The sequence below is a fragment of the Methylobacterium sp. D48H genome, from assembly GCF_053345715.1.
In genome coordinates, this window is the sequence record NZ_JBKFAP010000247.1 from 1 (window position 1) to 252 (window position 252).

The 252-nt window shown below is 70.2% G+C and carries 1 pseudogene; it reads right to left on the bottom strand.

Annotated elements, in window-relative coordinates:
* Window positions 1-125: 125 nt before the first annotated feature.
* Window positions 126-252 (bottom strand): annotated as a pseudogene (locus ACLBX8_RS32345) (IS5-like element ISMra2 family transposase); the annotation flags it as partial.

Sequence of the window (252 nt, forward strand, 5' to 3'; positions counted from 1 at the left end):
CTCTCCAGCAGGGCGACCGCTTCGCGTTTGAACTCGGGCGTGAACTCGCGTCTCGTCTTCGCCATCCGACACCTTCCCCGCTCAGCATGAGCGTATCAGAGGTGTCCGCGATGCCGAGGGAGGATCAGATGCAGCTTGGTCGAGAAGCCGCCCTGGCTGCGCCCGAGCGCTTCGCCCACGCCTTCGACGGTCGCCTCACCCCCCGATGGCGCCGGACCGGCGCGCCCCGGCGGCGTGCTGGTGGGCGCGCAC